Raw genomic sequence first — 20,248 nt, 5'->3', positions numbered from 1 at the left:
GGCCGGAGCGCCCGCATCGGCGGCCGGAGCACCCGGACCGGCGGCCGGAGCGCCCGGACCGGCCGGAACGCCGGAAGCGCCCGGACCGGCAGAAGCGCCCGCACCGGCCGAGGGGCCGCTGCCCTCCGCCCCGCCCGTGTCCTGCGTACTGCCCGCCATCACGCTTCCACGATAAGCGCACGGTCGGACAATGCCCGGCCCATCACCCCGGCCGCCGTACGCCCGCGCACCTGCCCGTACGCCCTCCCCCGGCTCTCGCCGGGAGGTACCGCCGGCATCCGTCCGCACACCGTCATTGGGCCGCGTTGTCCGCCGTGTCCGCCATGTTCTGGAGGTCGGTGAGCACACCGGCCGGATTGCCCCTCGGGCCGACCGCGGCTCCCATCCTGGCCTTGATGGTCTTGGAGACCATGGGCCAGGAGGTCTTGTTCGCGGGATAGAACTCGGCGGTGGCGAGCTGCTTGAGGAAGCCGTGCAGCTTGCTGTACTTGTCGTCGGCGAGCATCGCCTGGGAGGCGGAGGTGGTGACCGGCAGCAGGCCGTATTCGCCGGAGAACTCCTCGACGTTCTTCGCGCTGTAGACGAAGTCCAGGAACTTGCCGACCTCGGCACGGTGGCCGCCCTGCTTGAAGGCCATCATCCAGTCGGCGACGCCCATGGTGGCCTTGGCCTTGCCGTTGATGCCGGGCAGCTCGACGGTGCCGTAGTCGATGCCCTTGTCCTCGGCCTGCTTCATCAGGGTGGGGTGGCCGTTGAGCATGCCGACCTTGCCCTCGGTGAAGGCCTGGAAGGCGTCCTCGCGGTTGAGCTTGGCGGGGTCGGTGCCGGTCAGGCCCTTGCCGACGAGGTCGTCCTTGAGCCAGTTGAAGGTCTTGATGTTCTCGCGGGAGTCGATCCGGTACTTGCCGATGCTGTCGGTGTAGCCACCGCCACCGCTGAGCAGCCACATCAGCGTCTCGGCCTGGGTCTCCTCCGGGCCGAGCGGCAGCGCGAACGGCATCTTCACGCCGTGCGCCTTGAGCAGCTGGGCGTCGCGGGCGATGTCGTTCCAGCTCTGCGGCGGGGCGGTGATGCCGGCCTGGGCGAACAGCTTCTTGTTGTAGAAGAGCCGCCGGGTGCTGGCGCCGAAGGGCATGCCGTACTGCACCCGGTGGTACTCGCCGGCCTCCGCGAGGGAGGTGGTGAAGTCGGCCTGGGTGGGGATGGAGAGCAGCTCGTCGGCGCTGTAGAGCTTGCCCTTGGCGGCGTAGTCGGCGTACGCGCCTATCTGCGCGAGGTCCGGGGCGTGGCCGTCCTTGACCAGGTTCTCGACCTTCTTGTCGACGTCCGTCCAGCTGTAGACCTGGACATCGATCTTGATGTCGGGGTTCTTCTTCTCGAAGGCGCGGGCGAGCTGGTCCCAGTAGTGCTGGGAACCGTTGGACCTGCTGTCGCCGTAATCCGCCGCGATCAGCTTGAGGGTGACCTCGCCGTCGCTGCCCGAGCCGCTGCCGCAGCCGGTAAGAGTCAGTGTCATGGACGTGGCGATTGTCGCCGCCGCCAGGCTCAAGTACCGCCGCTGCACCGCTTTTGCCGCCTTTTGTGCCGAAATTCTGTGTTCTTGCCGGGCCATGCCCCGCCGTCTCGGGGATCGCCCTCGAACAGCATGAACGGCGAGTCTCTCGTGCGTTCTTTACAAGGTCTACACCACCCCCCCCTCTCCCTTCGGAATCGGCCTTCCCGCAGGTCCCCCGCACGATCCGCACGGTGAGTGGACTAGACCTTTCAGGGCGGATCGCGCAAAACTGTTCCCGTGAGACACGTCATCGCCCTTGATGTGGGCGGCACCGGGATGAAAGCCGCCCTCGTAGGGGTGGATGCCGCGCCGACCGGAAGGACGCCCCCCGTTCTGCTGTACGAGGCGCGGCGCCCCACCGGCCGCGAGCGCGGCCCCGACGCGGTCGTCGAGGCCATCCTCGACTTCGCCGCCGAGCTCCGCGACCTCGGCACGGCACGCTTCGGCGCCCCCGCCCTGGCTGCCGGCGTCGCGGTCCCCGGCATCGTCGACGAGCGGTCGGGCACCGCCGTCTACGCCGCGAACCTCGGCTGGCGGGACGTACCGATGCGGGCGCTGCTGTCCGAACGGCTCGGCGGGGTGCCGGTCGCCCTCGGCCACGACGTACGCACCGGCGGCCTGGCCGAGGGCCGGATCGGTGCCGGCCAGGACGCCGACCGCTTTCTGTTCGTGCCGCTGGGCACCGGCATCGCGGGCGCCATCGGCATCGGCGGCCGGATCGAGGCCGGTGCGCACGGCAGCGCCGGCGAGATCGGCCACATCGTCGTACGGCCCGGTGGGCGGGCGTGCGGCTGCGGGCAGCGCGGCTGTCTGGAGACGCTGGCCTCGGCCGCCGCGGTCGGCCGTGACTGGGCGGCGGCCTGCGGCGATCCGCAGGCCAGCGCGGCGGACGCGGCCAAGGCCGTGGAGTCCGGCGACGCACGCGCCCACACCGTGTGGCACAACGCCGTCGACGCGCTCGCCGACGGTCTGGTCACCGGGCTCACCCTGCTCGACCCGAAGACGCTGATCATCGGCGGCGGGCTCGCCGAGGCGGGCGACACGCTGTTCACACCTCTGCGGGAAGCGGTCCGCCGACGCGTTACGTTCCAGCGGCTCCCCTCGATCGTTCCGGCGGCCCTGGGGGACGCCGCCGGGTGCCTGGGCGCAGGACTGCTCGCCTGGGATCTTCTCTCCACGGAGGTAACCGCCTGATGGCACAGCAACAGTCCGCGCAACGGCCCTCGGACCCCCGACGCACCGTCCTGGCCGGCGCCCGGATCGCCCGGCCGTCCGGCGTTGTCGAGACCGGCCGGCTGACCATCGAGGGCAGCCGGATCGCCGCCATCCGCAGCCGCGACGCCGACCTCGAAGAGGGCGGCAGCGAAAGCGTCGTGGACCTCTCGGGCCATCTCATCGTGCCCGGCTTCGTCGATATGCACGTCCATGGTGGAGGCGGCGGCTCCTTCTCGTCCGCCGACCCCGACGAGTGCATGACCGTCGTCGACACCCACCGCAGGCACGGCACCACCTCGATGGTCGCCTCCACCGTCACCGGCGAGCTGGCCGACCTCGCCCGGCAGGCCGCGGTGCTCGCCGAACTCGTCCAGCAGGGCGAGCTGGCCGGTATCCACTTCGAGGGCCCGTTCATCTCCCCGGACCGCTGCGGCGCCCACCAGCCGGGGCTGCTGCGCGACCCGGACCCGTCCGACGTCCGCAAGCTCATCGACGCCGCGCACGGCACCGCGGCGATGATGACCCTCGCCCCCGAACTGCCCGGCGGCCTGGAGTCCGTACGGCTGCTCGCGGACGCCGGCGTGATCGCCGCCGTCGGCCACACCGACTCCTCCTACGACGCCACCCGCCAGGCCATCGAAGCGGGCGCCACCGTCGCCACCCACCTCTTCAACGCGATGCCCGCACTGGGCCACCGCGCCCCCGGCCCGGTCGCCGCCCTCCTGGAGGACGAGCGGATCACCGTCGAGCTGATCAACGACGGCACCCATCTGCACCCCTCGATCCTGCAGTTGGCGGTCCGCGAGGCGGGCGCCGAACGGGTCGCCTTCATCACGGACGCCATGGGCGCGGCCGGCATGAACGACGGGATGTATCCGCTCGGCCCGATGCGGGTCGAGGTCAAGGACGGCGTCGCACGGATCAGCGACGGCCCGACGGCCGGCTCCATCGCCGGCTCCACGCTCACCCTGGACCGCGCCTTCCGACGTGCCGTCACCGTCGACGGCCTGACGATCGACCAGACCATACGCGCCCTTTCGGCCAACCCGGCCCGCCTCCTGGGCATCGACGACCGGGTCGGCTCCCTGCAGACCGGCAAGGACGCCGACCTGGTGGTGCTGGATCCGGCATACGACCTGGTGGGCGTCATGCGCCGGGGCGAGTGGCTGGTACGCCCCCCGGGCGCCTGACGCTCCGCAACCACAGCGGACCAACTACGCAGCCTGCCGCCCCTCCAGGTAGGCCGTGCGTCACACGGTGGTTGGCCCGGGTCTAGGGCGTGTCTTACGGGCCAGCCCGGGGCCGCGACGCCTGGCACGCCCTAGGCCAACCACCACCGGCGATGGCATGATCGCTCGCGCACTTGTCCGTATGCCGCCGCCGCGCGCGGTTGCCAGACCGACGGCCGCCCGGCCATGACTTGCCCGGAGGGGCGACCATGATCCTTACGGTCACGCTGAACGCCGCCCTGGACATCACCTATCGCGTTCCCCGGCTCCGTCCGCACAGCACGAACCGGATCACCGAGGTGTCCGAACGCCCCGGCGGCAAGGGCCTGAACGTCGCCCGCGTACTGGCCGCGCTCGGCCACCGTACGGTCGCCACCGGCTTCGCGGGCGGCGGCACCGGCGACGCACTGCGCGCCCTGCTCGCCGAGACCGACGTCACCGACGCCCTGGTCCCGGTCGGCGGCGCCTCCCGCCGCACCGTCGCCGTCGTCGACGAGACCACCGGCGACACCACCCAGCTCAACGAACCGGGCCCCACCGTCTCCCCCGCCGAATGGGACACCTTCCTCGGCACCTACCGCGAACTGCTGGGCGGGGCACGGGCGGTGGCGCTGTGCGGCAGCCTCCCGCCGGGCGTCCCGGTCGATGTCTACGCCCGGCTGACCCGCGCCGCGCGCACCGCCGGCGTCCCGGTGCTCCTCGACACCAGCGGCGAGCCGCTGCGCCGCGGACTGGCCGCCCGCCCCGACCTCGCCAAGCCCAACGCCGATGAACTCGCCGCCCTCACCGGCAGCACCGAACCGCTGCGCGCCGCCCGCGACGCCCGCCGCCGCGGCGCCCATGCGGTGGCCGCCTCACTGGGCCCGGACGGCATACTCGCGGTCACCGCCGACGGCGCCTGGCAGGCCGCCCCGCCCTGGCGCATCGCCGGCAACCCGACCGGCGCCGGCGACTCGGCGGTGGCCGGTCTGCTCTCGGGCCTGGTCGAGGAACTCCCCTGGCCGGACCGGCTGACCCGCGCGGTGGCCCTCTCCGCCGCGACCGTACGGGCCCCGGCGGCGGGCGAGTTCGACGTGGCGACGTACGAAGAGCTGCTGTCGCGTGTGGTGGTGACGGATCATCCGGCGGCGGCGTGAGCCGGCCGGCCGTTCAGGCCCGCCGGGGCGTCAGCCCTTGGCCAGCCAGACCTTGTCCAGGTTCACATTGCACTGATTGCCGGTCTCGCAGGACAGCTTGACGGTGTTGGTGCCCTTGGTGAGCTGCACATACGACCAGGTCTTGGTCCAGCCCTTGTCCCAGGCGCCGTCCGGGGCGCCCGCGAAGTTCCCCATGTTCACCGGCCGGGTGTCCGCCTTGCCGTTCACGTTCAGCGTGAGGTTGGCGTCCTTGCCGGGCACGCCGTAGCCGACATAGAACTTGTACTTGCCGGCCGCTTCGACATTCACCGTCCAAGTGACCGACGCACCGGGGGTGTTCATGCCCGCCACATACGTCCCGCCGGACGTCCGCGCGCCCTGGACGTCCTTCGCGGTGGTCGCACCGCCGTCGAGCCGCAGGCTGCCCGCGTCCTCCTTGGGCAGCTCTCCGGGGGTGGGCTTGGTGGTCGGCTTGCTCTTGTTGGGGGCCACCGAATCACCGGCCGTCGGTCCCGGCTTGCCCGCGTCGGTGTTCTTGGCGTCGTTGCCGTTGGTGAGCATCGCGACACCGATGCCTATGCAGACCACCGCGACCACCGCGACGGCGCCGATCAGCAGGCCGTTGCGACGGCGGGGCTCCTGGCCGCCGTGGCCCGGGGCCGCGACGGGACGGGTGCGGTCGCCGCCGGGCAGCGCTCCGCTGCGCTCCGCCTTTGCTCTGTTCAAAGCCTCCGGATGCAAAGCCTCGGGGGCGGCGTAGTGGGCGTTCTGCTGGCCGTAGGTGATCTGCTGCGGGGCCTGCTGGCCGTACTGGCGCTGGCCGACCGCGCGCACCTGGTTGTAGGACGTACGCGGAACCCCCGGCTGCCGCGCCGCCGCACCGTCGCCCGCCGAGCCCGGTGCGCCGCCTTCGCCGCCTTCCGAGCGGTAGAGATAGGCGAACGGGTCGTCGTTCTCCGGCGTGTCCGCGCCGTTGTTGCCGGCCGTCATTCCGTGTCACTCCCAAGCGATCTGTGCGCGTCATGTACGCGTCTGTACGCGTTCGCAGACATCTGCTGCGCGAACTGTCTTCGGGCCCCCGGCGGCGCCGCGCCGCATCGGCGCAGCCTACCCCCTCGAGGCCTTGGCACACCGAGCCCGGAGGGCCACAAGATCGCTACGGATCGGTGAACTGCTGGTGCGGGGGCCGGCGGGCCGCGGATGTGAGATACGCGGCACCGCTGCGTGGACCGCTCAGCCCGCCGCCCGCCGATTGGCCTTGGACCGGGACCGCTTCTCGACGTACATCCGCTGGTCGGCCGACTCCAGCACCTCTTCGGCCGACATTCCGCAGCTCGCCCAGCCGATGCCGAAGCTGGCGCCCACCCGGACGGCCCGGCCCTCCACCCGGATCGGCGGGATGATCGCGTTCCGCAGCCGGACCGCGAGGTCCTGGGCATCGGCCGTGCCGAGGCCGTCGGCGAGCACCACGAACTCGTCGCCGCCGAGCCGGGCGACCGTATCGCCGTCCCGGACGCCGCTGGTCAGCCGGCGGGCGACCTCGATCAGCACCGCGTCACCGGTGTTGTGCCCGAAGCGGTCGTTGATCGACTTGAAGCCGTCGAGGTCGCAGAAGAGGACCGCGAGCCCCTTGGAGCCGTCGTCGGCCGGCCCGTCCGGGGGTGCGACGAGGTGGACATGGTGATCGAACGGGACCGGGGCCTTGCCCTCGAAGCCGTCGATCCCGTCGAACGGCTCCTTCCCGTTCGCGCGGAAGCCGTGCGGATCACGGGGGTCTCCGGCGCCGGCCGCGGAGGCGTACGCATCCGCCATCGAGCCCGCCGGGCGGGAGCACAGCCGGGCGCCGAGCCGGGCCCGCAGCTCGGCGCTGTTGGGCAGCCCGGTCAGCGAGTCATGGCTGGCGCGGTGCGCGAGCTGGAGCTCGTGCCGCTTGCGCTCCTCGATGTCCTCGACGTGGGTGAGCAGGAAACGGGGGCCGTCGGCGGTGTCGGCGACGACGGAGTTGCGCAGCGAGACCCACACGTAGGTGCCGTCCCGCCGGGCCAGCCGCAGCTCGGCGCGGCCGCCCTCGGCGGAGGTGCGCAGCAGCGTGCCGATGTCCTCGGGGTGGACGAGGTCGGAGAAGGAGTAGCGGCGCATCCCGGACGCCGGGCGGCCCAGCAGCCGGCACAGTGCGTCGTTGGTGCGCAGCAGCCGTCCGTGCTGGTCACCGCCCATTTCGGCGACGGCCATCCCGCTCGGCGCGTACTCGAACGCCTGGCGGAAGCTCTCCTCGCTGGCGCGCAGCGCCTGCTGCTCACGCTCCAGCCGGACCAGTGCGCGCTGCATGTTCGCCCGCAGCCGGGCGTTGCTGATCGCGATGGCGGACTGGAAGGCGTACATCTGCAGGGCTTCCTGGCCCCAGGCGCCGGGCCGCCGGCCGTTGCGCGGCCGGTCGACGGAGATCACTCCGAGCAGCTCTCCGCTGCCGTTGGCCGCCGTGTACATGGGCGCGAAGAGGCGGTCCATGGGGTGCCACTCGTCGGGGAACCGGGGTGCGGGGCCGGCCGTGTGCCACTGCGGTACGTCGTCGTCATCCAGCACCCAGCCCTCGGTGTGCGGGATGAAGCACAGCTCGCCCCACCGCTCGCCCATGGACAGCCGGCGTTCCCAGGAGGAGCGGGAGCCGACCCGCCCGGCCATCAGCGCCTCGGCGCCCGCGCTGCCGGCGACCGCGGCGACGACGAGATCGCCGTCGGGGCGGACGAGATTGACCGCGGCCAGCTCATAGCCGAGCCCGTTGATGGCGCCGTCGGCGACTGTCTGCAAGGTGTCCGCAAGGCTACGTGCGGTATTCAGCTCGGCGACCACTTGGTGCAGCTGCCGCAGGGTCGCAAGACGGACGTATGGCTCCGACTCGGTCTCCATCGCTCGCTCTCCCTGAGACCTCGACAGCAAACTCCACGATTCTTTGTCGTCCGATTCCACGCTCACTGAATCACAGTGAGCTGTTCACTCGGTACACAGGGTCAACAATTAGCGCCTGCTGTGACTCAAGTCACAGACCGTGAGCGAGTGTTGGCGGTCACCCGCAGGCCCGCCACCGGAGCGTGCCTTCACTCTTTCTACACTTCCTGAACGCAAATTCCGAGAGTTGGGGGCCTCCGCCGTCAGACCTAGGACGCGAGTGGTCCCAGGGCCCGATGCGAGCCGGGGGCGGTCGAAGTTAGCGTGCATGTCGTGTTCACGAAAATCCCCGCCGAGACGGCGACCGCCGGACCCGCCACTCAAGCCACACCCGTCGTCGCCCCCGCATCCGTGCCGGGCGACGCATCGATCCCGCATTCTGTTGGGGTGAGTGACGACGAGTTCCGCGCCGCCCTGTCCCGCCTCGCCGCCGGCGTGGTGCTGATCACCGCCCACGACCCGGACGACGGGCCGCGCGGCGAGGACGTCGGCATGACCGCCACGGCGTTCCTGTCCGTATCCCTCGACCCGCCGCTCGTGATGGTGAGCGTTCGCAACGACTCACGGATGGACGACCTGCTGGAGCTCCAGCCACTGTGGGCCGTATCGGTACTGTCGGGGCACCAACGGCAGATTGCCGGACGATTCGCGATGAAGGGCCGCATCAGCGACCGACTGCTCTTCGAGGACATTCCCCACGTACGGGGCGAAGCATCCGGGGCGCCGCTCGTCGGCGGCGCGCTGGCGACACTGGAGTGCCGCACCGAGCAGCGGGTCGTGGCCGGTGACCACACGCTCGTCATCGCGCGCGTACTGGCCACGACGATCCCGAACGAGGACGACGGACCGCTGACGTATTTCCGCGGGAAGTACCGGCAGTTGGGGTGAGGGGCGGGGCTGCGGGTGCCGGGTGCGGGTTGCCGGTGGGGGGCCCAGGGCCCGGGCTCAGCCCCAGTCGCGGCCCGAGCGGCCGCGCTTGGTATCGCCGCGCTGCTTCTTCTCCCGCAGCCGCCGCTCATTGATGCCCCGTGGGATCCGCGATTTGCGGCGCGGCTTGGGCGGCGGCGCGGTGGCCTCCGCGAGCAGGGCGGTCAGCCGGACGGCCGCGGTCTCGCGGTTGCGCCACTGGGAGCGGTGGTCGGAGGCCCGTACGGACAGCACACCGTCGACCAGCCGACCCGCCAGCCGCTCCAGGGCGCGCTCCTTCCACACCGGCGGCAGCGCCTCCGTCTTGAGGAGGTCGAAGCGCAGCTCGACCTGGCTGTCGCTGGTGTTGACATGTTGGCCGCCCGGACCTGAGGACCGCGAGAAGCGCCATACGAGCTCGGCCTCTGGAAGGACGACCGAACCGCGGATGACATAGGGCCCGGACATGAGTCCTATGATCCCGCGTGCCAAGGCGCCCCGTCACCCGCTTTTCGGGGCACTTGCGGTGCCGTCCGCATCAGGATTCGGCAAAGAGAGTAAAGACAGCTGGAACCTCGCGGTCCCCTGATGACGTTGTGGTGGGTGACGGTAGCTTCGTGCGCAGTACGGAGCCCGACGCTTCGACGAGTCGACAAGGAAAGGGACATCCCATGGCTGTAAGCCTGTCCAAGGGTGGCAACGTCTCGCTCACCAAGGAGGCACCGGGCCTGACCGCCGTCACGGTCGGCCTTGGCTGGGACGTCCGCACCACCACCGGCACGGACTTCGACCTCGACGCGAGCGCGATCGCGGTCAACCCGAGCGGCAAGGTCTACTCGGACCAGCACTTCGTCTTCTTCAACAACAAGGCCACGCCGGACCAGTCGATCGTCCACACGGGTGACAACGTCACCGGCCAGGGCGAGGGCGACGACGAGCAGATCAACGTCAACCTGGCGGCCCTGCCGGCCGACATCGACAAGATCGTGTTCCCGGTCTCCATCTACGACGCCGAGAACCGCAGCCAGAACTTCGGCCAGGTGCGGAACGCCTTCATCCGCATCATCAACCAGGCCGGCGGCACGGAGATCGCCCGCTACGACCTCAGCGAGGACGCGGCCACCGAGACCGCGATGGTCTTCGGTGAGCTCTACCGCAACGGCGCGGAGTGGAAGTTCCGCGCCGTGGGCCAGGGTTACGCGTCGGGCCTCGTCGGCATCGCGCAGGACTTCGGCGTCAACGTCTGAGACCTGAGTACTGCCGGAGCAGCGCCTGAGTAGCGCTGGGCTTCGGCGCATTCAGCGCAGCGGAGGGTCGGTCCCCAATGGGGGGCCGGCCCTCGGCGCGTTTCGGGGCGCGGCGGCTCGGGGCGGCCCCGCTCAGGCCACCGCGTCCTCGGCCGCTTCGGGTGGCGCGGCCAGCACCGCCACCTCGTCCAGCGACAGGCCGAGCGCGCCGGCCAGCGCGGCGACCGTGAAGAACGCCGGGGTCGGCGCCCGCCCGGTCTCGATCTTCCGCAGCGTCTCGGCGGACAGTCCCGCCACGGCCGCGACCTCGACCATGCTCCGCTCGCCGCGCGCCGCACGCAGCAGCGCGCCGAGCCGCTCACCGCGTTCACGTTCCCAAGGGGTCAGTGGAGTTCGCACCATGCCCGTGATACTAATACCGGTAAATAAATACCGGTAAACAAATACCGGATGCGGGTGGATGGAGGACGTACTCATGGTGGAGATCAAGACGGATGCGGCGCTGGACGCGATGCGAGTGGCCGGCCGGGTCGTCGCCGACGCGCTGGCCGCGGTACGTGCCGCGGCCGCCCCCGGCGTGCGGCTGCTGGAGCTGGACGAGGTCGCCCGCACGGTGCTGGACGAGGCCGGCGCCACCTCGCCGTTCCTCGGCTACCGCCCGTCCTTCGCCTCCACCCCCTTCCCCGCCGTCATCTGCGCCTCCGTCAACGACGCGATCGTGCACGGCATCCCGGACAACTCCCGGCTGCGCGACGGCGACCTGGTGAGCATCGACTGCGGCGCCGTGGTGGACGGCTGGGCCGGCGACGCGGCCGTCAGCTTCGCCGTCGGCACCGCACGCCCCGAGGACCAGCGGCTCATGGACGTCACGGAACAGGCGCTGGCGGCGGGCATCGCGGCCGCCGTGGTCGGCGCCCGGATCGGCGACATCTCCCATGCGATCGGCGGCATCGGCCGCGCCGCCGGCTACGGCATCCCCGACGACTTCGGCGGACACGGCATCGGCCGCCAGATGCACGAGGACCCGCCGGTCCCCAACAAGGGCCGCCCGAACCGTGGCTTCGTCCTGCGCCACGGCCTGGTCATCGCCATCGAGCCGATGTTCCTCGCCGGCGGCACGAACGGCTACTACACGGACCACGACGGCTGGACCCTGCGCACCATGGACGCCGGACGCGCCGCCCACTTCGAGCACACGGTGGCGGTGACGGATGAGGGGCCGCGGGTGCTGACGATGCCGTAGGGGCGCCGTAGGGGGGTGGATGCCGTAGGGGGTGTGGGGGTGGGGCGGGGGCCGCGCCGGCTACCGGCTTCCGGGCTGGGGCGCGGGGCGGCTACTCGGCGAGTGCGTGCGCGCCGGCCTGGGCGAACTGCTCGTCCAGGGCTCCGCTCGGGGCGCCCGCGACACCGATCCCCGCGATCGGCGCGCCCTGGGCCTGGACCGGGGCGCCGCCCGCCAGGAAGAGGGTGCCCGGGATGTCCTTGAGCGTGGGCGCCTGGTCGAGTCGCTTGACCAGCTCGGAGGTCGGGGCATTCCAGGAGACGGCGGTGAACGCCTTCTTCACGGCCGACTCGTACGACTGCGGGCCGGCGCCATCGCCACGCAGCTGCACAAGGGTGGTGCCACTGCGGTCCACGACGGCGACCGAGACCTTCTGGCCCGCCTTCTTCGCGGCGTCCAGCACAGCCTGGGCGGCCTTGGTGGCGGCGTCGAGGGTGAGGTGGGTGGTGCGGGTGAGGTTCTTGCCGCCGGCGTCGGAGGCGGCGGCGGCACCAGCGGTGGCGGGCTGCGCGGCGTCAGCCGGCGAGGCGGCAGTCGGCGAGGGTGCGGCGGTCGCGGAGACGGCGCCGAAGGTGCCCGCGCCGACCAGCGCGAACGCGGCGGCACCGGTGACCACACGGGCGCGGATGGACATCTTCTTCGTGAGGGGCTGCATGACCTGGGCTCCTTGAGGCGGGGAGAGGTTGGGGAGTGCGTAACGGCTGGGGGGGTGGAGGACGGCGAGGGCAGTGCCGTCCGGCGGCTCACTGCCTTCCGGCGCCTCGCTGTACGTCCCCATCGTCGAAGGAGAGCGGGCCCGCGCGGGTCGGCGATCCGGCCCCGATGGCCGTGCATGATGGGGGATACCGGTGTCGGCCGATCGGTTGATGCGGGCCGCTCTCCGCCCGGGTTACGACTACGGGGTCATCGCCGCGGGCTACGGCTGAGGGGCGGGTCGCCGACCGCGGGCCCCCGTCACGAGCCCGGGCGCACGGCCGAACCCGGAACCCGGCTCACCGGAGAGCCCCAAGGAGATCCACGTGCACACCAGCCAGCAGCCCCCACCGGCGGACGGGCCGCAAGGCCCGCACCGGGATCCGGCGGCGGACAGCAGCACGCACCGGGGCCCGACTGCGGACCAGGGGCCGACTGCGGACCGGGGCCCGGCTGCGGACCAGGGGCCGACTGCGGACCAGGGCCCGGCCGACCGGGACCCGAATCCGGACGCCCGCTGGCTGGGCCCGGTCATGCACCTCGCGTTCTTCCTGCTGCTCGGCGCCTCGCTCTCCCGCTTCCTGATCCGGCACCCCGGCGAACCCCGCACCCCGTGGATCATCGCCCTCAGCCTCGCGCTCGCCCTCCTCTACGTCCTGGGCCCGGCCCTCGGCTCCCGTCCACACGACGAACGGCGGCCCACCGCCCGCCGGCTGCTCTGGCTGGGTGCGGTCGTCGCGACCTGGGTCGTCCTCGTACTCCTCGCGCCGAGCTTCGCCTGGTGCGCGGTGCCGCTGTTCTATACGGGCCTGCGTACGCTGCCGGCCGGCGCGGCTTCGCTGCTCGTGGGCCTGCTCACCGCGTTCGTCGTGGTCGCCCAACTACGGCTGTCCACCGGCTTCGACCCGAATCTGGTGCTGGCCCCGCCGGCCGTCGCCGCCCTCGCCACCACCGTGTTCGTCCATATGGAGCGGCAGGCCGCCCGCCAGCGCGCATTGATCGACGATCTGATCCGCACCCGTCGCGAACTGGCCGCCACGGAGCGGCGCGAGGGCACGCTCGCCGAGCGGCAGCGGCTTTCGATGGAGATCCACGACACCCTCGCCCAGGGACTGTCCAGCCAGCAGATGCTGCTCCAGGCCGCCGACCGCATCTGGGACTCCGCCCCGGCCACCGCCCGCGGCCATATCCGTACGGCCACGGAGATCACCGCCCGCAACCTCGCCGAGGCCCGCCGCTTCGTCCACGACCTGGCCCCCGCCGACCTCGCCGACGGCACCTCCCTCCCCGAGGCCCTCCGCGAACTCGCCACGCGTACGAGCGAGTCGGGGGCGGGGAACGGCGAAGTGCTCGACACCGGGGCGGCGGCCGGCGGCTCCGCCACCGGGGCGGCGCCGAGCGTCCGCTTCCACCAGGACGGCGCGCCCGCTCCGCTCCCCGACCGGGTGCAGTCCGCGCTGCTGCGTATCGCGCAGGGCGCGCTCGCGAACGTCCGTGAGCACGCCGCCGCGACCACCGTCACCCTGACCCTCACCTACCTCGGCGACCAGGTCGTCCTGGACATCGCCGACGACGGCCGCGGTTTCACCCCGCCACCGGCCACCCCGGCCTCCCCACCCGCCTCCGGGCGGCGCGTACGCGGTCATGGCCTGCCCGCCATGCACGCCCGGATGCGGCAGCTCGGCGGCACCCTCACCATTGAATCCGCGCCGGGCGAGGGCACCGTCCTGTCCGCCGCCGTCCCCCTGGAGCGCACCCCATGACCCCCTCCGCCGCCGAACCCGCGCACTCCCCCGTACGCGTCCTGCTCTGCGACGACCATGCCGTCGTACGCGCCGGGCTGCTCGCCCTGCTCAGCAGCGCCCACGGCATCGAGGTCATCGGCGAGGCCGGCAACGGCGAGGAGGCCGTGGTGATGGCCGCCAAGCTCCGCCCCGACGTCGTCCTGATGGATCTCCAGCTCGGCTCCGGTATCGATGGCATCGAAGCCACCCGACGGATCACCGGCCTCAGGCCGGACCACCCCGAGACGGAACGTCCCGAGACCGGTCGCCCCGAAACCGGTCGCCCAGAGACCGGCCGCCCAGAGACCGGCCGGGCTGGCGCCGACCGCGACCGCGCCACCCCCCACGTCCTCGTGCTGACCACCTACGACACCGACGCCGACATCACCCGCGCCATCGAGGCCGGTGCCACCGGTTACCTCCTCAAGGCCGAGCGGCCGGAGGAGCTGTTCTCGGCGATCCGCGCCGCGGCCCAGGGCCGCAGCACGCTCTCCGCCCCGGTCGCCCATCGCGTCCTGGCCCAGATGCGCAGCCCGCGCCCCACCCTCACCGACCGGGAACTCGACATCCTCGGCCAGCTCGCGCGCGGGCTGAGCAACCGCGAGATCGCCCGCGCCCTGTTCATCAGCGAGGCCACGGTCAAGACGCACCTGGGCCGCATCTACGACAAGCTCGGCGTGGACACCCGCGCCGGCGCGGTCTCCGTCGCCAAGGAACAGCGACTGCTGCCCTGAGACGGACCGTGTGCAGAAGCTCGGCCACCACGGGGCAGACCCGTCAGGCCGCCCCGACGCAGACCCGTCAGAGCGTGCTGAGGTCGACCGCCTCGGCCATTGCGCGATATCCGGCGTCGTTCGGGTGCAGATGGTCGCCGACGTCGTACGCGGCCGCCATCCGGTCCCGGTCGGCGGGGTCGGACAGTGCGCGGTCCAGGTCGAGCACCCCGTCGAACTCACCGGAGGTGCGTATCCAGTCGTTGAGCGCATCGCGCTTGATCTCGCCGCGCTCGGTGTAATACGCGGCCCCCTTGAACGGCGTCAGCGTCGCGCCGATCACCTTGATGCCCTTGGCGTGCGCTTCGCGTATCAACTCGCGCTGTGCGGCGATCAGTTGCCCGACCGAGACGTCCGGGGTCGGGCCGCCCGGGAGGTCCGGCCATTCGCTCGCGCCGATGTCGTTGATGCCTTCCAGCACGATGACCGTGCCCACATTCGGCTCGTTGAGTACGTCCTTCCGGAAGCGGGCCACGGCCTTCTCACCGGCCCAGCTCGTGTCATTGGTGAGCTGGTTTCCGCTTATCCCCTGGTTGACGACGCTGCGCGGCCGTCCGGCGGCGGCGAATCGCTCGGCCAGCTCGTCGGGGTAGCGGCTGTTGGTGTCGGGTGTGGCGCCATAGCCGTCGGTGATGGAGTCCCCGAAGGCCACCACGCCGTCGCGGTGCGCGGCGGCCCGGCCGCCCGCGACCTCGACGCCCGAGAGGTAGTACCAGGACCGCGAGGTCTCGGTGAAGGCCCCCGCGCCGAGGTCCGAGTGGTGGTCGCCGGCCGCGCGATAGCTCGTGGCCCCGGCCTGGGCATGGAAGGTGGCCGGGCCGGTCGGCGCGTCCAGGTAGAGCGTGACGGTCAGCGACTCCAGGGCACCGACCTTCAGCCCTACGCCGTCGCTGACCAGCTCACCGCCCACCGGTATGGTCGCCGACCGACCGCCCCCGAAGGTCAGCGCGCGCACCGACCCGGCCTGCACCGATGCCCCCTGGCCCGTACGCGCGATCGTCGCACCGGCCACCTTCAGCGGCGTACGGCCGTAGCGGTTGGACAGCTCGATACGGGCCTGCGAGCCGCCGGTGCTGACGCGGACGACCTGGCGGACCGTCTGCCGTGCGAAGCCGGTCTCGGACCAGTTCTGGCCGAACGCCACGTTCGGCGACTGCGGCGAGGCCGCCCAGCCACCGCGCCACCGGCCGGTGGCGTGCTGCTCAGCATGCCCGCCGCCCGCCTCGGCCGCGTATGCCGTCGCCCCCTGATCGCCGGGCCCGCCCGACAGCACCGGCAGCACCGGCAGGGCCGCCAGCACCGCCGCCGAGAGCAGCGCCACACCCGAACGTCTCACCGTGGAACCAGACATGTTCATCCCCCGCCCCTCTGGTCACCGCGCTCCGACCGGCCCACACCGGTCGATCAACAAGCGCCGTGTACTCCGTGATCGCCGCGCAGTCCGCGACCGCCGCATCATCAGCGGCCGCCGCGCACATGCACACTCCGTGCGATCTGCCCTCCCCTGCTGACCGGCGCCTGGGCCGGCCGACCGGTGCGGACGATCGTCCGCCGCACCGGCGTGACACCATCAAGACGTGATCGACCTCGGCTATTCCCTCTCCCGCCGCTTTCCGGATCCGCCGCAGACGGACTACCGGACCGCGGACGTGCGCACGCTGCGCCACGACCTCTTCTGCGGCGACGTCTACCTCGCCGACACGAAGACGGACCGCGAGCTGTCCACGGCCTGGGGCTGGGTGCCGGTCCTCGACTTCGCCTGGGCGCTGTGCGACATCGTCGAACAGCTCGACACCGACCCCCGCGGCAACCGCTCCGCCCGCCCGATCCACGCCGAGCTGGACTTCACCGAATCCCCCGACCGGCTGCTCTTCGAGCGCCGCTTCGGGTGGGTGGACGTCGACGCCGACTGGATGCCGGCCGACGAGGCCCCGCTCACCTTCAACCACGCCGCACTGCGCCGCGAGGCCCGCGACTTTCTGCACGACCTGATCGCCGACCTCACCGATATGCACGACGGCCTCGGCGACAACCCCGCCATCTGGGACCTCCAGGCCCGCTTCCCCCGCGTCTGACCGCCACGTCACACGGCACACGGCACACGGCACACGGCGTACGGCCGAAGCGCCCTCACTCCACCCGTACGCCTATCTGCGCCGCGAACGCCGGTGCCAGATCCATCAGTTGGGGCGCGCTGATCACCGCGCCCGACAGCCGCTCGATCCCCCGCGCGATGTCCACCGCGGCCGCACCGCGCAGATCGACGTCCTTCATCCGTGCCTCGCTGAAGTCGATCCGCGCCAGGGTGCAGTCGTCGAACGTGACCCGCTCCAGCTCGGCCCCCGCGAAGTCCGCCTCGACCAGCACACACCCCTCGAAGGCGACATCCCGCAGCTTCGCCATCCGCAGATTCGGGAAGTCGATCTTCCCGCCGCGCACCGCGACCCGCTCCAGCACCGCGCCATGCATCTGCACCCCGCCGAGCCTGGCGTCCACCACCTCCACATCGCGCAGTGACGCCTGGGACAGATCCGTCCCGACCCCGCGCACACCGCTCAGCACACTGTCGATGATCCGGGCCCGGCCGAGCACCGTTTCGTCGAGCGTGCAGCGCCGCACCGCGCAGTCCATGAAGCGCGCGCCACGCGCCGACTGCCCGGCCCAGTCGGCGTCCGCGAACTCCAGCCCGTCGTAATCCCCTTCGGGCTCCAGCTCCCCGCCGTCGTACGCCACCAGCTCCGGCAACCGCACCTCCGGCCGCCGCACCGCCCGCACCGTCCCCTTACCGCGCCCGGCCACGCGATCACCGCCTTCCGTCCTCGTCACGCCCTCGTCCGCGCCTGCACCACCCATCGTGAACCACGCCACTGACAACGCCCCCGGCACGCCGCTGACCTGCGAAAACAACCAACCCATCGGCCGCATGTCACATCCCGCGGCAGCTCACCCGTCCCTTCCACGAACACACCACGCAACGCCCACGCACCTGCACACCCGCTCACGCACCCCCGCACACCGACCGAAGGAGCACCCGCCATGACCCGCCAGATCACCGTCATCGGAGGCGGTTTCGCCGGCCTGACCGCGGCCATTTCCGCCGCCGAGGCCGGCGCCGCCGTCACCCTGTACGAGGCGCACCGCACTCTCGGCGGCCGCGCGCGCACCGCCGACGCCCCCTACCGCACCAACGACGGCCCGCACGCCCTCTACAACCGAGGCCCGCACTGGGCCTGGCTCAACCAGCGCGGCCTGCTCAAGCCGCTCGCCGTGCCGCCGCTCCGGGAAGCCACCAGGCTGCGTTTCTTCCACCGCGGCAGCCTGCACCGGCTGCCGCCGCTCGGCATCGTGAAGCTGCGCGGCCGCCGGCACGCCCCCGTCGACGAGGACTTCTTCAGCTGGGCGAGCGCGCAGGTCGGCGCGTCGGCGGCGCACGCCGCCGCCCAGTTCGTCGGCGTCGCCACCTTCCACCACGACCCGGGCACACTCTCCGCCGCATTCGTCCAGGAACGGCTGCGCCGCACCACCAGTCCGCTGCCCGAGGCCCGCTATGTCCGCGGCGGCTGGAGCGCGCTGATCGCGCGGATGGCGCAGCGCGCGCGTGACCTCGGCGTACGCATCGAGACCGGCGCCCGCGTCGACACGCTCCCGGAGGAGAACCCGGTCATCGTCGCCGTGCAGCTCGACTCCGCCCGCGCGCTCCTGCGGGACGACAGCCTCACCTGGAGCAGTGCGCGTACGGTCCTGCTCGACCTCGCCGTACGGACCCGGCGCGGCGACCCGTTCGCGCTGTCCGGGCTCGACTTCTCCGGCTGGATCGAGCGGTTCACCTGCCAGGACCCCGGCCTCGCGCCGCACGGGGAGCACCTCCTCCAGGGCCAGATCGGGATCGCGCCGGGGGAGCGGCGCGCCGACGGAATCGCGCGCGCCGAACGCCTCTTGGACGCCGGCTTCCCGGACTGGCGCGAGCGCACCACCTGGCGCCGGGAGGCGCTGAGCACCGGCCGTACGGGGGCGGTGGATCTGCCGGGCACCACCTGGCGCGACCGGCCGGCCATCGACCGTGGATACGGCGTCTACCTGGCGGGCGACCAGGTCGCGGCGCCCGGCGTACTGAGCGAGGTGTCGTTCACCAGCGCCATCGAGGCGGTCTCGCTCGCCCTGGGGCCGCTGCGGCACACGCCGCTTCCGTACGGGCCGACGCCCGTACGCCATGAAGGAGTTGACCTCAACCGCGCTTGAGGTAACACAGTGGCGGCGGATACCCACCCACCGATCCTCCCCGCCTCCCAAGGAGAGACCGCCATGCACGCGATACGGCTGCACACCTTCGGCCCCGCCGAGAACCTCACCTACGAGACCGTCGAGGACCCCCGGCCGGGGCCCGGTGAGGTCCGTATCGCCGTGGCAGCGGCCGGCGTCCACCTCCTGGACACGGCCCTGCGCGAGGGCAGACCGGGCGGGCCCGCACCGCTCCCCGAGCTGCCGACCGTGCCCGGCCGCGAGGTCGCCGGCACGGTCGAGGCCCTCGGCGAGGGCACCGACCCCGCCTGGCTCGGCCGGCGTGTCGTCGCCCACCTCGGTATGGTCCCCGGCGGCTATGCCGAACTGGCCGTCGTCGCCGCCGACCGGCTGCATCCGATCCCCGACGGCCTGGACGCCGGCCAGGCCGTCGCCATGATCGGCACCGGCCGCACCACCATGGGCATCCTGCTCTTCGCCGACCTCACCGCCGACGACATCGCGATCGTCCCCGCGGCCGCCGGCGGCATCGGCACCCTGCTCGTCCAGCACGCCAAGAACACCGGCGCGACGGTCATCGGCCTGGCCGGCGGCGCCGCCAAGGTGGCACGGGTCCGCGAACTGGGCGCCGACCTCGCCGTCGACTACACCGACGACGACTGGCCGTCCCTGGTCCGCGCCTTCCTCGACGGACGTGGCGCGCCCGGCGCCACCCTCGTCTTCGACTCGGTCGGCGGCGCACCCGGACGCGCGGCCGTCGACCTCCTCGCCAAGGGGGGCCGCCATCTGGTCTTCGGCTGGTCCTCCGGCGGCCTGCTCAAGGGCGGCCCGCTGGAGTTCGCGGACGGCGAGCTGGCGGCCCGCGGGATCACGTCCGAACCGGTCCTCGGCCCGCCGATGCTGGCCAAGGCGGGCGGCGACAACCCGCTCCGCACCCTGGAGACCGCGGCGCTCGCGGAGGCGGCGGCCGGCCGGCTCGTACCGGCGGTCCAGCGCTTCCCCCTGGCCGAGGCCACCGCCGCGCACCGCGCCCTGGAGTCACGCGGCACGATGGGCAAGGTGGTCCTGGTGCCGTAGGGGGTGGGTGCCTGGGCGCCGTAGGGAGTGGGTGCCTGGGGGCCGTAGGGAGTGGGCGTCCCGGTGCCGCAAGGAGCGGGTGGGGGCCGCGGGACAGCCCCGCGGCCCCCAGCCCCCACCCTGGCCCTCATCCCCCGCCCCTCCCCCTACTGCACCACCGCCATCT

General features: G+C 72.3%; 19 protein-coding genes. 11 read left to right on the top strand and 8 right to left on the bottom strand.

What is annotated here, in order from left to right; all coding sequences use genetic code 11:
* Positions 1-292: 292 nt before the first annotated feature.
* Complete coding sequence (locus DY245_RS28260; protein ID WP_483409825.1) at positions 293-1,564, bottom strand: extracellular solute-binding protein; 1,272 nt, start codon at positions 1,562-1,564, stop codon at positions 293-295.
* A 228-nt stretch (positions 1,565-1,792) separates the two neighbouring features.
* Between DY245_RS28260 and DY245_RS28255 the strand changes: the two genes are divergently transcribed.
* The 3 genes from DY245_RS28255 (at position 1,793) to DY245_RS28245 (ending at position 5,135) form a co-directional block, all read left to right on the top strand.
* Positions 1,793-2,749 carry an ROK family protein gene (locus tag DY245_RS28255; RefSeq protein WP_128510048.1) on the top strand — a complete coding sequence of 319 codons (957 nt, stop codon included), beginning with the start codon at positions 1,793-1,795 and terminating at the stop codon, positions 2,747-2,749.
* Entirely contained in the window at positions 2,749-3,960 is a 1,212-nt protein-coding gene (gene nagA / locus DY245_RS28250) for an N-acetylglucosamine-6-phosphate deacetylase (protein WP_128510047.1), read from the top strand. Before DY245_RS28255 ends, nagA begins: the two co-directional genes overlap by 1 nt.
* A 248-nt stretch (positions 3,961-4,208) precedes the next feature.
* Complete coding sequence (locus tag DY245_RS28245) at positions 4,209-5,135, top strand: 1-phosphofructokinase family hexose kinase (RefSeq protein WP_128510046.1); 927 nt, start codon at positions 4,209-4,211, stop codon at positions 5,133-5,135.
* A 30-nt stretch (positions 5,136-5,165) separates the two neighbouring features.
* Here DY245_RS28245 and DY245_RS28240 read toward each other — a convergent pair whose 3' ends face one another.
* Positions 5,166-6,125, bottom strand: a complete 960-nt coding sequence (locus DY245_RS28240) for a carbohydrate-binding protein (protein ID WP_128510045.1) — start codon at positions 6,123-6,125, stop codon at positions 5,166-5,168.
* A gap of 243 nt (positions 6,126-6,368) precedes the next feature.
* Entirely contained in the window at positions 6,369-8,042 is a 1,674-nt protein-coding gene (gene cdgB / locus DY245_RS28235) for a diguanylate cyclase CdgB (protein ID WP_128510044.1), read from the bottom strand.
* 312 nt (positions 8,043-8,354) lie between these two features.
* Between cdgB and DY245_RS28230 the strand changes: the two genes are divergently transcribed.
* Complete coding sequence (locus tag DY245_RS28230) at positions 8,355-8,969, top strand: flavin reductase family protein (RefSeq protein ID WP_128510043.1); 615 nt, start codon at positions 8,355-8,357, stop codon at positions 8,967-8,969.
* Positions 8,970-9,026: 57 nt separating this feature from the next.
* Here the strand turns inward: DY245_RS28230 and arfB are convergent, their stop codons facing one another.
* Positions 9,027-9,455 (bottom strand): alternative ribosome rescue aminoacyl-tRNA hydrolase ArfB, encoded by a 429-nt coding sequence (arfB, locus tag DY245_RS28225; protein ID WP_128510042.1) that lies wholly within the window; start codon positions 9,453-9,455, stop codon positions 9,027-9,029.
* A 203-nt stretch (positions 9,456-9,658) separates the two neighbouring features.
* On the opposite strand from arfB, the gene DY245_RS28220 reads away from it, so the two are divergent.
* A complete protein-coding gene (locus DY245_RS28220; RefSeq protein ID WP_128510041.1) occupies positions 9,659-10,234 on the top strand; it encodes a TerD family protein in 576 nt (191 codons plus the stop codon).
* Between the two features lie 132 nt (positions 10,235-10,366).
* Here the strand turns inward: DY245_RS28220 and DY245_RS28215 are convergent, their stop codons facing one another.
* Positions 10,367-10,636 carry a helix-turn-helix domain-containing protein gene (locus DY245_RS28215; protein ID WP_128510040.1) on the bottom strand — a complete coding sequence of 90 codons (270 nt, stop codon included), beginning with the start codon at positions 10,634-10,636 and terminating at the stop codon, positions 10,367-10,369.
* Positions 10,637-10,709: 73 nt separating this feature from the next.
* On the opposite strand from DY245_RS28215, the gene map reads away from it, so the two are divergent.
* Positions 10,710-11,477 (top strand): type I methionyl aminopeptidase, encoded by a 768-nt coding sequence (map, locus tag DY245_RS28210; protein WP_128510052.1) that lies wholly within the window; start codon positions 10,710-10,712, stop codon positions 11,475-11,477.
* Positions 11,478-11,568: 91 nt separating this feature from the next.
* Here the strand turns inward: map and DY245_RS28205 are convergent, their stop codons facing one another.
* Positions 11,569-12,171, bottom strand: coding sequence for a GlcG/HbpS family heme-binding protein (locus DY245_RS28205; protein WP_128510039.1), 603 nt, complete (start codon positions 12,169-12,171; stop codon positions 11,569-11,571).
* Positions 12,172-12,742: 571 nt separating this feature from the next.
* Here DY245_RS28205 and DY245_RS28200 point away from each other — a divergent pair.
* On the top strand, positions 12,743-13,972 hold the full coding sequence (locus DY245_RS28200) for a sensor histidine kinase (RefSeq protein WP_128510051.1): 1,230 nt from the start codon (positions 12,743-12,745) through the stop codon (positions 13,970-13,972).
* Positions 13,969-14,727 carry a response regulator gene (locus tag DY245_RS28195; protein ID WP_128510038.1) on the top strand — a complete coding sequence of 253 codons (759 nt, stop codon included), beginning with the start codon at positions 13,969-13,971 and terminating at the stop codon, positions 14,725-14,727. The genes DY245_RS28200 and DY245_RS28195 overlap by 4 nt, the downstream gene beginning before the upstream one ends.
* Before the next feature lie 67 nt (positions 14,728-14,794).
* Here the strand turns inward: DY245_RS28195 and DY245_RS28190 are convergent, their stop codons facing one another.
* A complete protein-coding gene (locus tag DY245_RS28190; protein WP_128510037.1) occupies positions 14,795-16,123 on the bottom strand; it encodes an SGNH/GDSL hydrolase family protein in 1,329 nt (442 codons plus the stop codon).
* A 220-nt stretch (positions 16,124-16,343) separates the two neighbouring features.
* On the opposite strand from DY245_RS28190, the gene DY245_RS28185 reads away from it, so the two are divergent.
* Complete coding sequence (locus DY245_RS28185) at positions 16,344-16,841, top strand: hypothetical protein (RefSeq protein ID WP_128510036.1); 498 nt, start codon at positions 16,344-16,346, stop codon at positions 16,839-16,841.
* Positions 16,842-16,896: 55 nt separating this feature from the next.
* Here DY245_RS28185 and DY245_RS28180 read toward each other — a convergent pair whose 3' ends face one another.
* Positions 16,897-17,541, bottom strand: coding sequence for a pentapeptide repeat-containing protein (locus DY245_RS28180; RefSeq protein WP_128510050.1), 645 nt, complete (start codon positions 17,539-17,541; stop codon positions 16,897-16,899).
* Between the two features lie 261 nt (positions 17,542-17,802).
* On the opposite strand from DY245_RS28180, the gene DY245_RS28175 reads away from it, so the two are divergent.
* On the top strand, positions 17,803-19,005 hold the full coding sequence (locus tag DY245_RS28175) for an FAD-dependent oxidoreductase (RefSeq protein WP_128510035.1): 1,203 nt from the start codon (positions 17,803-17,805) through the stop codon (positions 19,003-19,005).
* 63 nt (positions 19,006-19,068) lie between these two features.
* Positions 19,069-20,082: a zinc-binding dehydrogenase gene (locus DY245_RS28170; RefSeq protein ID WP_128510034.1), complete on the top strand. Its 1,014-nt coding sequence runs from the start codon at positions 19,069-19,071 to the stop codon at positions 20,080-20,082.
* The last annotated feature ends 166 nt before the right edge of the window (positions 20,083-20,248 follow it).

This window comes from Streptomyces inhibens (assembly GCF_003389455.1).
Lineage (GTDB): Bacteria > Actinomycetota > Actinomycetes > Streptomycetales > Streptomycetaceae > Streptomyces > Streptomyces inhibens.
The sequence above is the reverse complement of the archived record's forward strand: the minus strand, read 5'-3'. Positions and strand labels throughout refer to the sequence as shown.